This is a genomic window from Clostridium sp. E02 (genome assembly GCF_003833015.1).
Classification (GTDB): Bacteria; Bacillota; Clostridia; order Lachnospirales; family Lachnospiraceae; genus Lacrimispora.
Genome location: NZ_RJLQ01000007.1, coordinates 1 through 13,810 on the forward strand (window position 1 = coordinate 1; position 13,810 = coordinate 13,810).

Annotated in this window: 12 protein-coding genes; 3 read left to right on the forward strand and 9 right to left on the reverse strand. The window is 40.4% G+C overall.

The features are described 5' to 3' along the window. Positions 1 to 139 precede the first annotated feature (139 nt). Positions 140 to 553 (forward strand): Hsp20/alpha crystallin family protein, encoded by a 414-nt coding sequence (locus tag EFT72_RS06325; RefSeq protein ID WP_124066068.1) that lies wholly within the window; start codon positions 140 to 142, stop codon positions 551 to 553. Positions 554 to 628: 75 nt separating this feature from the next. Here EFT72_RS06325 and EFT72_RS06330 read toward each other — a convergent pair whose 3' ends face one another. After that, a complete protein-coding gene (locus EFT72_RS06330; RefSeq protein ID WP_124066069.1) occupies positions 629 to 1,402 on the reverse strand; it encodes a nitroreductase family protein in 774 nt (257 codons plus the stop codon). A gap of 30 nt (positions 1,403 to 1,432) precedes the next feature. Beyond that, positions 1,433 to 3,217 carry an oligoendopeptidase F gene (pepF, locus tag EFT72_RS06335; protein WP_347561851.1) on the reverse strand — a complete coding sequence of 595 codons (1,785 nt, stop codon included), beginning with the start codon at positions 3,215 to 3,217 and terminating at the stop codon, positions 1,433 to 1,435. Positions 3,218 to 3,356: 139 nt separating this feature from the next. On the opposite strand from pepF, the gene EFT72_RS06340 reads away from it, so the two are divergent. Beyond that, positions 3,357 to 4,115 (forward strand): GNAT family N-acetyltransferase, encoded by a 759-nt coding sequence (locus EFT72_RS06340; protein ID WP_124066071.1) that lies wholly within the window; start codon positions 3,357 to 3,359, stop codon positions 4,113 to 4,115. A 50-nt stretch (positions 4,116 to 4,165) separates the two neighbouring features. Here EFT72_RS06340 and EFT72_RS06345 read toward each other — a convergent pair whose 3' ends face one another. The 6 genes from EFT72_RS06345 to EFT72_RS06370 form a co-directional block, all read right to left on the reverse strand. Next, positions 4,166 to 4,894, reverse strand: a complete 729-nt coding sequence (locus EFT72_RS06345; RefSeq protein ID WP_124066072.1) for a YebC/PmpR family DNA-binding transcriptional regulator — start codon at positions 4,892 to 4,894, stop codon at positions 4,166 to 4,168. A 165-nt stretch (positions 4,895 to 5,059) separates the two neighbouring features. Then, a complete protein-coding gene (locus EFT72_RS06350; protein WP_124066073.1) occupies positions 5,060 to 6,451 on the reverse strand; it encodes a hemolysin family protein in 1,392 nt (463 codons plus the stop codon). Positions 6,452 to 6,546: 95 nt separating this feature from the next. Continuing rightward, a complete protein-coding gene (locus EFT72_RS06355) occupies positions 6,547 to 6,894 on the reverse strand; it encodes a type II toxin-antitoxin system PemK/MazF family toxin (RefSeq protein ID WP_124066074.1) in 348 nt (115 codons plus the stop codon). Between the two features lie 124 nt (positions 6,895 to 7,018). Continuing rightward, entirely contained in the window at positions 7,019 to 8,197 is a 1,179-nt protein-coding gene (gene alr, locus EFT72_RS06360) for an alanine racemase (protein WP_124066075.1), read from the reverse strand. A gap of 15 nt (positions 8,198 to 8,212) precedes the next feature. Beyond that, the gene (locus tag EFT72_RS06365) at positions 8,213 to 9,727 is read right to left on the reverse strand and encodes an NAD(P)H-hydrate dehydratase (protein WP_124066076.1); all 1,515 of its coding nucleotides are present in this window, start codon (positions 9,725 to 9,727) and stop codon (positions 8,213 to 8,215) included. Between the two features lie 104 nt (positions 9,728 to 9,831). Further along, entirely contained in the window at positions 9,832 to 10,500 is a 669-nt protein-coding gene (locus tag EFT72_RS06370) for a redox-sensing transcriptional repressor Rex (protein ID WP_124066077.1), read from the reverse strand. A gap of 156 nt (positions 10,501 to 10,656) precedes the next feature. On the opposite strand from EFT72_RS06370, the gene abc-f reads away from it, so the two are divergent. Further along, positions 10,657 to 12,570, forward strand: a complete 1,914-nt coding sequence (gene abc-f, locus EFT72_RS06375) for a ribosomal protection-like ABC-F family protein (RefSeq protein WP_124066078.1) — start codon at positions 10,657 to 10,659, stop codon at positions 12,568 to 12,570. 37 nt (positions 12,571 to 12,607) lie between these two features. Here abc-f and EFT72_RS06380 read toward each other — a convergent pair whose 3' ends face one another. Then, on the reverse strand, positions 12,608 to 13,678 hold the full coding sequence (locus tag EFT72_RS06380) for a cell wall-binding protein (protein WP_243109962.1): 1,071 nt from the start codon (positions 13,676 to 13,678) through the stop codon (positions 12,608 to 12,610). Between the last annotated feature and the right edge of the window lie 132 nt (positions 13,679 to 13,810).

Here is a 13,810-nt window from a genome sequence, read left to right on the forward strand (position 1 = left end):
CAGGGAACCGTCAGACATGGTAATTAAGAAATAGTAACTTCTGATTAAGGGTGAAGCCTTATTCAGTTACAGAATAAAAAGATGTTAGTAAGATATAAGCCTCATTGGCTATATCATTATTATACAAGGAGGTATATTTATGTTATTAACGAAAAGAAACAGTTTATTTGATGATTTTTTAAACGATCCTTTTTTAAACGATGGATTTCTAAACAGACGGGCAGTTATGAAGACAGATATCGAGGATGACGGTACAAATTATAGGATAGAAACAGAGCTTCCAGGCTATAGCAAGGAACAGATTCGCGCCGATCTAAAAGATGGTTATTTAACTATTTTAGCTAATTCTGCTACCGAATCGGAGGACAGTAACTCTAAAAAATACATTCATAAAGAACGATATAATGGTTCTATAAAACGAAGTTTCTATGTGGGCACCGGACTCCGACAAGAAGATATTAAGGCCTCCTTTGAACAGGGGATTTTAAAACTCACGGTACCGAAGGAAGCACCCAAACAAAACGAAGAAATCCATTCCATTCCCATTGAATAAAACGAACACCCATTAAAAAGCAACGGCTAAAGATTATGTATGCCTGTTGCTTTTTAATGGGTGCTTTCTTTTGTTTCAGCTGCGGTACTCTTTTACATTCGCTGTAGATACATAGGAACCACTTTTGTATGATTTTCTATCCATAGCTTCTTCTACTTCCAGCTTTACATTCATCCACATCTCCTCTGCTGCAATCGAAAGATGGGAAAGCATGATTCCAAGACTGATTTCTCTTAGAGAAATCAGATGAGGGGAGGGTAATATCTCCTTACAGGAAAATATATATATTTTGTCATTATAAACAATAAACCGCCATGGCTGTGTATTCATAATGGAAGGGGATAAGCGGATCGCTTTTAATATGTTCTTCATCGGTTCCCCTGCTTCCTCTTTAAAAATACATAGCTCTTTCAATGGAAGCCTTCTCGCAGTTGCCGGATCCCGGTACAACAGTGTTTTTGGATATCCAAAGGCTATGGCAATGACTGGTTTTAAACCAGGCGGTTCCAACCGAGAGATTTTTGTATTCCCAAGATAACAGGTTCCCAGTCCTTTCGCCGTCATATACAAAAGAATTGGTTCCATCGTGTACCCAGCATTGAGCAGATAGCCTTCCTTTTCTTCTGAATAAAGCACAAGATAATAGGGAGCGTCCACCTTCCAAAGTCCTGATACCGGAAGCTTTCCATCCAGATTATCACAAATTTCCATCTGGATAGAAATTTCAGGATATAGCCTGGTGACACAATTTCCAAAATACAAAATGTCTTTTAACAGCTGGTCAGGGACCGGTTCTTTTTTTAACTTCCGAATGGTTCTTCTTTTAAATATCATTTGATAAAGATTCATACCTGCTCCCCTCTGCGCAATCCGTCCTTCTTATATAAGTTCTCTCATCTCTCCTAAAAGTCCAGCAAATACTGATAACGCATCCTTTACCGGTTCTGCAGTTGACATATCAACACCGCATAGTTTGAGTAGATCGATAGGAGTCATGGAACAACCGCCACTCAAAAATTCATAATATCCCTTTAACACATTTTCTTCCCCAGCTAATATCCTGCTGCTAATGGCTATTGCAGCGGAAAATCCAGTTGCATACTGGTACACATAAAAAGGAGTATAGAAATGAGGAATTCTAGACCATTCATAATCGATTTCTTCATCGATTACCACATCGGGTCCAAAATATTTTTGATTTAATTCATGGTATAGACCGCACAGAACTTCCCCAGTAAGAACCGTTCCCTCTCCTGACATGCGATGTACATCAGCTTCAAACTCAGCAAACATACACTGACGATATAAGGTACCCCGAAAACTATCTATAAAATGATTGAGTAAATATGCTCGTTCTCTCTTATCTTTTGTCTCTTCTAGCAGATGACGGATCAAAAGTGCCTCGTTGCAGGTAGACGCAACCTCAGCCACGAATATCTTATATCCTGCGTCTACATAAGTCTGCTTCTCATCTGAAAACCAGCTATGGAGAGCATGCCCCATCTCATGCGCCAGTGTAAATACACTGTCCAGTGTTCCGTTAAAGTTTAGAAGTACATAAGGATGAATTCCATATACACCCCAGGAATATGCTCCACTTCGCTTCCCTTCATTTTCATACACATCAATCCAACGATTCCTAAATCCCTCTTTTAATAATTCCAGATACTTATCCCCTAGCGGTTTTAGCCCCTCTAGTACCATCTGTTTCGCTTCCTCAAAGGTGTATTTTTTCTCTTTTTGGGAAACCATCGGCACATGAAGATCATACATATGAAGTTCTTCTACTCCAAGCGCTTTTTTACGGATAGACACATACTCATGAAGATAGGGGAGTCCCTCCTGCACCGCTGCCAATAAGTTGTCATAAACAGATTCCGAAATTTCATTCTCAGCCAAATAATAAGCTCTAGCCGAAGAATACTTTCTTGCCTGAGCATAAAAAGCCGCCCGCTTAACATTGGATGAAAATGTTGCCGATAACGTATTAACAAACTGTTTGTAAACACTGTACACTGCGTAAAATGCTGACCTTCTTACTTCTCGGTCTTGTTTCTCTAAAAACTCGATGTAATTTCCATGTGTGACCCGGACCATATTCTTATTCTCATCAAGTATTTCGGGAAATTTAATATCTGCATTGTTAAACATATTAAATATGTCAGAGGAACCGGACGTTGCTTCCATGGATTTCGCTAGCAATGCTTCCATATGCGAAGACAATGTATGGGCCTTTTTCTTTAATATTACTTCCAGAGTCCTGTCATAACGTTTTAACTCTGGCACTTGGGTTCGATACGTAGACAAAACCTCATCTGGAATGGACAAAATTTCAGGAAGCAGAAAGGATGACAGATCTGCAGCCTGATAGGAAATGGCCCTAGCTCTTGATGCAAGTCCCTGATACTTTGCATTCCCCGTATTTTCATCTGATTTTTGTTTCCCATATACAAATAATATTTCTATCTTTAACGAGATTTCCTCATCGAATTTTAGACAGGAAAAAAGCATCTCACCAGATTCTGCCAGATGTCCTTCAAAATTCTTATAACCAGATAGAGAACGTTCCGTATCCCGGAATAATTTCTCCCATTCTTGTTCTGACGCAAGGATATCCGCCAAATTCCAGGTGTCACTAACCGGTATTTCTTCTCTTTTTTTCAATTGGATCCCTCCCATTACTATACTGTGTTTATTCTATCACCCATATTTCAAAGAAACAACTAGCAATATGGAAAATATTTTATTGATTTTTCACAATTTATTGTATTATACTATATGAAACTAAACTAGGAGCCCATCTATGAAAATCATACGCACCAATACTTTGGACAGTAAACTGAAAAATGATCTGCTTTTTTTAGAAAAGCAATGCAAAACACAAGACAACAAAGAATTTCTTCCCATAGACGACGATGCAACCTATTATTTATTATACGAAGAAGATTGCCTCTTATCCGCTCTATCCACTTTTTTTCTTCCGGATGAAGGATATGAGTGTTATGCAATCACGCTACCGAGACACAGGCGGCAGGGCTTATTCTCTACGCTTTTTCAAACACTGCGAAAAGATTCTGAGGATTCTGATATCATATTCCCCGTTACTCATCCCTGCCAAGACACTTTAAACACACTCGATGCCTTGAATGCCGAATTGTGGTACCAGGAGCATCTCATGGAATTAATTGTCTCATCTCAAGCGATGCCAATTGACAAATTCACCAACTATCTGTCTCTGATGGAAACCATCTCACCTGATGGAACATTAAATTATAAATTGAAACAGGACCAGACCACCTTGGGCAGCTGCTGTCTTTCCATACAAAAACACTCCTCTTTTCTTTCTAGTTTTGAAATCAAGGAAGAATTTCGAAATCAAGGAATGGGACAAGTCTTTCTTTCCCTGTTTTTATCAGCATACATTAAAAACAAGGATCATAAACCGCATAAAATCTGCTTACAGGTTTCTAGTGAGAACAAGCCAGCCCTATCTCTCTATCAAAAAGCAGGATTTCAATTTACAGAAACTATCACTTATTATCTATACGAATCATTTCTTTAAATCACTTCATCAAAAAAGTGAGGATTCCCGAAGGTCTCCTCACTTTTTATCTATTCGTTCCAGTTGTGGTATGTCGCCTGTACATCATCGTCAACATCAAGAAGGTCTAGAATACGATTCATCTTTTTGATTGATTCTTCATCGGTTAGTTCCACCCATGTCTGGGGAATCATGGTAACATCCGCTCCGGCCATGGCGATCCCTGCTTTTTCCAATGCCTCACGTACTGCACTGAATTCTTCCTGTCCTGTAATTACCTCAAAGCTGTCCTCTTCTTCCGAAAAATCTTCCGCACCAGCCTCCAGAGCAATCATCATCAGTTCATCGGGGTCCATATCACATTCTTCTTTGTCAATTACAATCTGGCCTTTTCGATCAAAGAGGAAGGAAACACATCCAGGAGTCCCTACATTGCCCCCTCCTTTTGTGAATGCACTTCTTACATTCGCTGCCGTGCGATTCTTATTATCGGTCAGCGTATCTACGATAATTGCAACTCCGTTCGGACCGTAACCTTCGTATGTAATGGTTTCATAATTCACGGAGTTGGCATCGCCTGCTGCTTTTTTAATTCCACGGTCAATGGTATCGTTCGGCATGTTATTCGCTTTCGCTTTCGCAATTGCATCTCGGAGCCTACTGTTGTTTGCAGGGTCTGATCCGCCTTCTTTCACCGCGACTGCCAGCTCTCTTCCAATTACTGTGAAAATTTTGCCTTTAGCAGAATCGTTTTTCTCTTTCCTGTGCTTAATATTTGCGAACTTTGAATGTCCTGACATCGTTTCCAACACTCCTTTTCTTTCTCTATCTCTATCTCATTCAAACTCTTTTCATAAACAATATCTTATCTATTCTAACATTATTTTTTTTATCTTGCAAGAAAAAACAGCATACAGCTGCCATTCCCCTGGATTCTGTCAGGTTTGTGGCAGCTGTACTTATTTTTATATTTCTTCAGACCCGTCGAGATTAGAATCCATCTTCCGAAGCACATCTTCATTCTCAGGAACCTCTTTCCAGACCTTCACGGTTTGGATCATCTTGTTCTCTACCTGAAGAATCTTAAATCGGTATCCCATGACTGAAATTTCTGACACTTCCCCTTCTTGAGGAATCCGGTCCAATTTGGAAATCAACAAACCATTGACCGTATCATAGGCGTCATAATCTTCTTCAAGAAACTCGATTAATAGAGCACTTTCTACTTCTTCTAAAGTCGTCATACCCTTCATAATAAAAGTACCGTCGTCTGATAAAATAATGTTTTCTTCATCCACATCATACTCGTCCAAAATATTGCCTACAATCTCTTCCAGAATATCTTCCATTGTTACGATTCCTGATGTCTGACCATATTCATCCACAACGACTACCATGTGGATCTTTCTGGACTGCATCTCTTTAAACAGGATATCGATATTCCTTGTCTCTGGAATAAAATGAGCCTCTCTTAACAGCCCTTCAATTTCCCAGATCTGACGTGTTTCATTCTCTTTAATCTCAGCAGCAATAAGCGCATCTTTCATATGAAGGATACCGATAATATCATCCACATCTTTTTTATAAACAGGATATCGGGAATTAAAACCCTCAGTCAAGATAAAATTCACTGCATCTTTTAGTGTTCTTTCTCCGTCTAATGCAACCACATTCTTACGATGGGTCATAATATCCCCGGCTTCTTTATCGTTAAGCTCGAAAATATTTGTAATCATCTCTGCCTCTCTTGCCTCTAACACTCCCTGCTCATGTCCCTCATTTACCATAGACATGATATCTTCTTCTGTGACATTCTCATTGTCTGATGTCATGTCAATTCCCAGTATCTTTAACACAAAATAGGATACCAGATTGACCAACCAGACAAAAGGCATAAGCAGTATCATAACAAAAGACACTACCGGCAGCATTCGGTACCCCCATTTCTCAGGGTTTATTGCCGCACAGCGTTTGGGAATAATAATACCAAAACTAATAAGCAGTACGATCAGGATAATTCCGGTCAAAATCAGGCTAAAATAAGATAACCATCGTTCCGAAAGGAACCCTTCTATCATCACCTTTGACTGCAGCTCCAGCCCTAACCGGATCAAAACAGCACCTCCTGTCACCATACCGATAAGATTGGTGGTTATCTGTATGGTATTTACAAAGCCAGTGGGTCTGTTGACGATACGTAAAAGCTTCCTCGCCTTTTCGTTCCCATCTTCCATCTGATGTTCTAATTCTCCCGTATTCACATTTTGAATTGCTGATCCAAATCCATGAAAAATTGCATCTAATACGATAAAAGCAATAAAAATAATCACGCGTATAAGCGGATTGCCATCGTCCATTTGAAAAATCTACTCCTTTTATTCATTTTCTTCCGTATTTTTTCTCATAACTATTTAAGAATATACCATTTTATCTGCATTCCGTCAATGGTGAACTATGTATTCAGTTCTAAGCTGACCCTTAACGCACAATCCACTTCCTGCTGTAATTCTTCATCGATATGACAAATTTTCTCTTTCAATCTCTGTTTATCAATCGTACGCAGCTGCTCCAAAAGGATTACAGAATCCTTGATCATATCACACTTTTTTGTGTCCAGTTCCACATGGGTTGGCAGCTTTGCTTTGTTCATTCTAGAGGTAATTGCGGCACAGATCACAGTTGGACTGTGCTTATTCCCTACATCATTTTGTATAATAAGAACCGGGCGGATCCCGCCTTGTTCCGAACCTACTACTGGTCTTAAATCTGCATAATAGATGTCTCCACGTCTGATTATCACATTCTCACACTCCGTCAATTTATTTAAGTCTATTATTGACCTTATTTGACTCGTGTATTCATTTAAGTTTTTCTGCCGCATACCTTATCATATGTCTGGGACGTGAAGTTTGTTATCAGACCTTTTAAAACCCGTTAAAACAATCATCAAAATAATCCTTTGCCGCAATGACTTTACCCTTTTCTAAATATACCCTGGGGACCCGCTTTCCGATTCCACAAACGAACTCATAAGAAAAGCCTCCGCTAAGCTGTGTTAGCTCTTCTACCGTTATCTGTTCCCTCCCCTGTTTGCCAACCAAAACAACCTCATCTTCTTCTGCCACTCCCTCAATGGAAGATACATCCACCATAAACTGGTCCATGCACACTCTTCCAAGAATTTTTGATCTTTTTCCCCGAATCAGTACCTCCCCATTTCCCGATAGATTTCTTGGATAGCCATCCCCATACCCCACTGGAATGGTTGCAATCGTCATCTCCCGGTCTGCTATAAACGTACCGCCATAACTAACAGAGGTCCCTTTTGGGATTCTCTTTATGTAAGAAATAAAACTCTTTAGTTCCATGGCTGGCTCTAATTTAACCGTTTCTCTGTCTACTTCCTGAGATGGATAAATACCATATATGGAAATCCCTGCTCTTACCGCATGAAAATTTGCCGTTTTCATATCCAGAATTCCAGCACTGTTGGAACAGTGGAGAAATGGAATGTGCATTCCCCTTTCTGACAGCATCTCTATAAATGACTCATATTTGTTAACCTGAAGCTGCGTTGCCGTTTTATCTTTTTCATCTGCTTTTGCAAAATGAGTAAAAAGACCTTCTACCACCAAACCTGGCAAGGCAGAAATTTTAACGGCCTCCTCTGCTGCATCTTCGGTTACTGGAAACCCGATCCTACTCATACCAGTATCTAGTGCAAGGTGGATCACCGCCTTTTTCCCGGCTTTTTGAGCAACACCGGAAAGATCCGTTGCCCTTTTTAATTGAAATACAGGGGAGCGTAGTTCGTAATCCACCAATAAGTTATAATCCTGATTTGGTACAACCCCAAGAACCAGAATGGGTTTTGTGATACCGTGTTTTCTTAAGATTACGCCTTCTTGTGCCGTTGCGACCCCATATCCCATCACATAAGGGTCAATGGCATGGGCGACTGGTACCGCTCCATGCCCGTATCCATCGCACTTCACCACTCCGATCATTTCAGTCCCTGTTCTTAAATTTGCCTTCATGGCACTCATATTATGGTCTATGGCATCCAAATCCACGGTCTCATAGACCCTTCCATATACTTTCATTCCTTATTCCCTCTTCTACTTTTGTAGCATTGTGTAAATCTCTTCTGTCAGTTCTCTGGCGAGAAGGCTATAGGTGCCTGATTTTTCTTTTCTCATATCCCCAGCGCATCCGTGAATCCAGACGCCAAGGGCCGCTGCTTCTGATTCCTCCATCCCCATAGCTAATAGTCCCGCTATGATTCCGGTCAGCACATCCCCAGCCCCTGCCTTTGCCATCCCACTGTTTCCACTGTGATTTATATAAGTTCTTTGATCTTTGAGCGCACCAATGGTTGCCGCATCTTTTAAGATACAGGTAATACCATAGCGGTCCGCATAGTCTCTCGCCGTCTGTATCAAATTGGTCTGAATGGTTTCAATCGAATTTCCAGTGAGTCTTGCCATTTCACCCAAATGGGGCGTTATAATGATATTTTCTGTATAATAGCCCGTCAGCTTTTGATAGGAGGCAATCACATTTAGCCCGTCTGCATCTACAATTAAGGGAGCATAAGCATTCATCAAAACCACTTCCACCAGATGTCTCACATAAGGCTCCTGACCAAGCCCAGGCCCCAAAACAATTGCACTTGCCCAAGCACATTGATGCATTAAACGATTGGTAAAGTCCTCTGTTTCTTCTTCTGCTTCATTGGGATTGTAGGTAATTATAATCGCTTCTGGCAACCCCGTTTGAAGAATCTGTCTATTTTCTTCAACCGTAAAGATTTTAACCATACCAGCACCCGTTCGATAAGCGGCAAGTGCACTTAACAAAGCAGCACCGCTCATGTTTTTCGATCCGGCCACGATAAGAACCTTTCCATAGTCACCCTTATTGGAATATGCTGGACGCTTAGGGATACGATTATAGTCTGAATCATCGAATGTAAAATAATGGCTCTTCACACGCTCTATACTTTCAGAGGGAAATCCAATGTCAGCAATCAACACTTGATTCGCATATTCTCTGCCTGGATAAAGCATGGTTCCTAACTTCTCCACTCCAAATGTCACCGTGAGATCACACCGAAAAGCCATTCCCATAATTTGTCCCGTACCGGAATGAATCCCCGAAGGAAGATCTACCGCCACGGTATACCCCAGTGCTTTTTGATTGATGCAATCCATAATGTCCCGGCAATCGCCTTTAATCTCCCGATCAAGTCCCACGCCAAAGAGGGCATCGATAAACAAATCACACGTCTCTGGTATCAAGGAAGCACCAGTAACCATATTCAATCCTATCTTCTCTGCAATCGCTATCTGGGTTAAATATTCCCTGCTTCCTTTGTCCCTCTTTCCTGCAAGTATTACCAAGGTATCATACCCAGCAAGCGCAAACATTCTGGCCGTTGCGACTCCATCTGCTCCATTGTTCCCACTTCCGCATAACACCCAGATCTTTCCGGTCCTTTTTACATGTTTCTTTGCTTCCTCAAAAACTGCAAGGGCCGCCCGTTCCATAAGTACCAAAGAGGGGATTCCAATTTGCTCTATAGAATAACGATCTACCTCTTTCATCTGTTCTCCAGTTACCAGATATCTCATATTACTCCCGCCTTTCTTTGTCTCAGGGAATGGACTCCGATCTATCATAGTAAAACAACCGACAGCAAAGAGTCCTTCCTCTTGTGCTGCCGGCAGGCAGTTACTTAAACATCCAGCTGAATCGGATTCTTTCCTTCTTCCTTATCCTGCATGCTGCAGACCCGGTAAGATAACCGCATCAGACTCTCTGATAAATGAACATTTTCTACAACCACATCATCTGGAACCGTCAAATCTGTATGAGCAAAATTCCAGATCGCCTTGATTCCTGCCTTCACAAGACGGTCTGCAATCTGTGGTGCCTTGGTCTTAGGTATGGTCAGGGCTGCTATCTGAACTTCGTTATCCTTAACAAATGTTTCTAAATCGTCTACACTTCTTATTTCAACTCCTCGCACGACCAGACCAATCAGCCGGGGGTTAATGTCAAACATTCCTTTGATTAAAAAACCACGTTTTTCAAAATTTGCATAATTAGCAATCGCCTGTCCTAAATTCCCGGCTCCTATAATCACAAGATTATGCTGTCTGTTAATTCCTAATATATTTGCTATCTCTGTATATAAATGTTTTACATTATATCCGTACCCCTGCTGTCCAAATCCGCCAAAATTATTCAGATCCTGACGAATCTGAGAGGCGGTTACTTTCATTCGCAGACTTAGTTCATTGGATGAAATCCGTTCTACTCCCTCTTCCAACACTTCTCCCAGATAACGATAATATCTGGGAAGTCTGGCTATCACTGCTTTTGAGATTTCTTTCTCTGCCACATCTTCACCTTCTTCTACTTAGAATTAAACTAACATCATTATAACTGGGTGATAAAACATTGTCAAACGGGTTTTAGGATTGTATCCTTGAAAAAAAAACAGACCTATATTATACTATTCCTATTGCGATAAGAGGAACAAGGAGGAAAATGAAACATGATTCTGTCATGCAGTAATATCAACAAAGCATTTGGGAGTAACGAAGTAATCAAACATGCCTCTTTTCATATAGAAGATCATGAGAAAGCCGCCATAGTAGGTATCAATGGTGCAGGGAAATCTACTCTACTAAAAATAATCATCGGGGAACTGCCATCCGATGAAGGAGAAGTTGTCATATCTAAGGGAAAATCACTTGGTTACCTGGCACAGCATCAGGAATTATCCGGAGACAATACGATATGGGAAGAAGTTCTTAAAGTAAAACAGCCCATCATCGAAATGGAAGCTAAGATCCGGCAATTAGAGCTTGATATGAAACACGCATCTGGAAAAGAGCTGGAATCCATGTTGGCAGCTTATAGTCGGTTCAATCATGAATTCGAACTACAAAATGGATATGCTTATCAAAGCGAGGTAACGGGTGTATTAAAAGGACTTGGCTTCACGGAAGAAGAATTTAACAAGCCAGTATCCGCTCTTTCCGGAGGTCAAAAGACCAGAGTTTCCTTAGGTCGTCTTCTTTTAACCAGACCAGATATCATCCTTTTAGATGAGCCAACCAACCATCTGGATATGAATTCTATTTCCTGGCTGGAAAGTTATTTAAATAATTACGACGGAAGCGTCATTATAGTCGCCCATGACCGATATTTTTTAGATCGGGTGGTTACTAAAATTATGGAACTAGATTGTGGAGAGATGACCGTTTATCAGGGGAATTATTCAGATTACAGTCAGAAACGCGCTATGATCCGGGATGCGCAGATGAAAGCATATTTAAACCAACAGCAAGAGATTAAGCACCAGGAAGAGGTCATTACAAAACTAAAATCCTTTAACCGTGAAAAATCCATCCGCCGAGCCGAAAGCCGGGAAAAGATGCTTGATAAGATTGAAGTTTTAAAAAAGCCCTCAGAAATAAATGATGAGATGAAAATTCGTCTCGAACCAAACATCATCAGCGGAAACGATGTATTAACGATAAAGGATCTTACAAAATCATTTGGGAATCAACTGTTATTTGATCACACGAATTTTGGAATCAAGCGAGGAGAGCGAGTTGCTATTATTGGAGAGAACGGCACCGGAAAAACCACAATCTTAAAGATTCTCAACGGAATCATACCCGCTGATCATGGGGAAATTCTATTGGGCTCCAAGGTACATATCGGTTACTATGACCAGGAGCATCAGGTGCTTCATATGGAAAAAACGTTATTTGATGAACTTCAGGATACCTATCCTTCCATGAACAACACACGGATTCGAAGCATACTTGCCGCATTTTTATTCACTGGTGATGATGTGTTTAAACGAGTTAAAGATTTAAGTGGTGGGGAACGAGGGCGGGTCTCTCTTGCAAAGCTAATGCTTTCAGAAGCCAACTTTCTAATCCTTGATGAGCCGACTAACCATTTGGATATCACCTCAAAAGAGATCTTAGAAGATGCGCTCAACCATTATACCGGAACCATCCTCTATGTATCTCATGACCGCTATTTCATCAACAAAACGGCAACCAGAATTCTGGATCTTACCAATCAGACCCTGGTTAATTACATTGGAAATTATGATTATTACCTGGAGAAAAAGGACTTGCTGACCCCAATCTATGCAGCATCCGAAGAGACTTTACAAACTTCCAACGAAGAAATCTCTGAGGTTAAACTGGATTGGAAAACACAAAAAGAAGAACAGGCGAAGCTACGCAAGCGCCAGAATGATTTAAAAAAAACAGAGGAAGAAATCAATCGACTGGAGACCAGAGATAGTGAAATCGACGAATTACTTGGAAAAGAAGAGGTATTTACAGATGTTCCCAGACTCCTTGAACTAAATATGGAAAAAGAATCTATGTTAAAACGTTTGGAGGAGCTTTATGTTTTATGGGAAGAACTTGCTGATTAAAAAAAAGGAAAGCCTAAAATGGCTTTTCTTTTTTAAGTTAATCCGATTCTCCATAAAGTATGGTTTTAAGAATTTCAGTTACCTCCGGTGCAGCTTTTTCCATTTCCAAACGATTCTCATCGCTTAAGAGATAGGATCCTGCCACTTTCCCAAAGTAAAACCTGGCATCATTTTCATAGTAATCCGGAATATCGATAAATGAATCGATCAAAGCTCTATTCATAAACAAATCCGTCATTGCCTTAGAATTCGGTTTATAACATCCTGATTTATAACCAATGTATTCACAAAAAGCCTCTGTCAGTTCTTGGGGACTGCAGATTTTAATCTTTTTATAATTGGTATCCAGTTGATGACACATATAATAAACACCACTGCCGGTCATGGGAGCAGAAAAATAATACTTGTCTGTATAATAAAGGATCTCCCAACCATCTTGATTAAATTTCTTTACCCAACTTCTAGGCAGATTTTTCGATGCTTCGGATAATGTCTCCTTGGTATCTTCAGAAATAGAGGATACCTTCTTTTTTCCCTTTCGCAAAATATCATATTCCCGGTTTCTGATTCCGTTTTCGTCCATATAGGAAAGGCCTACATACTGGTTGGCTGCCAACTGACCGTTGTCAAAAAAGTAATACCGTTTCCCTAATATGTTCTTATAACCGGAAGATACCATCAGCCCTTTATTCGAAAACCAGTACCAATTCCCTTCTTGATCCTGATACCAGCCTTTCTGCAAGGTTCCATCTTCTTTATAATACTGCCACTTCTCTTCTTCGTCGTTATAACACCAACCAAGCAACTGCTCTCCGGTCCCATTAAAACAGTAATCATATCCTTTGATGCGGGTCCAGTCTGTGGCTGGGATTCCATCCCTTTGAAAATAATACCAGTTCCCGTTTATCTTTTCCCAAGTATTTTTTTTATAGGTACCATCGGGAAGAATATACTTCCAACCATATTTATCTTCCTTCCATTGCCAGTCAGAAGAAACTACTTGGGGATCCTTCATCATCTGCTTGGCCGCTGCATCCATTGCCATGGCATTCATGGCAAAACCCAGACCAAAGACAACGAATACCGCACCAAACCACCTTTTATACAAAGAATCTCCCTCCTTTTAAGCGAATAAGTTCTATGTATGGAATTTTACTATAGAATTGAGGAAAAGTACAGAGAACAAAATCGAAAGATTTTCGAAACAAATCTTTTCATTTTTCTTTTCTTCGGCTATAAT

What these genes read in the sequence shown, in the direction of transcription:
- EFT72_RS06325 (WP_124066068.1), top strand. Translation starts at nt 140, where the DNA reads ATGTTATTAACGAAAAGAAACAGTTTATTTGATGATTTTTTAAACGAT.
- EFT72_RS06330 (WP_124066069.1), bottom strand. Translation starts at nt 1,402, where the DNA reads ATGAATCTTTATCAAATGATATTTAAAAGAAGAACCATTCGGAAGTTA.
- EFT72_RS06340 (WP_124066071.1), top strand. Translation starts at nt 3,357, where the DNA reads ATGAAAATCATACGCACCAATACTTTGGACAGTAAACTGAAAAATGAT.
- EFT72_RS06345 (WP_124066072.1), bottom strand. Translation starts at nt 4,894, where the DNA reads ATGTCAGGACATTCAAAGTTCGCAAATATTAAGCACAGGAAAGAGAAA.
- EFT72_RS06350 (WP_124066073.1), bottom strand. Translation starts at nt 6,451, where the DNA reads ATGGACGATGGCAATCCGCTTATACGCGTGATTATTTTTATTGCTTTT.
- alr (WP_124066075.1), bottom strand. Translation starts at nt 8,197, where the DNA reads ATGAAAGTATATGGAAGGGTCTATGAGACCGTGGATTTGGATGCCATA.
- EFT72_RS06365 (WP_124066076.1), bottom strand. Translation starts at nt 9,727, where the DNA reads ATGAGATATCTGGTAACTGGAGAACAGATGAAAGAGGTAGATCGTTAT.
- abc-f (WP_124066078.1), top strand. Translation starts at nt 10,657, where the DNA reads ATGATTCTGTCATGCAGTAATATCAACAAAGCATTTGGGAGTAACGAA.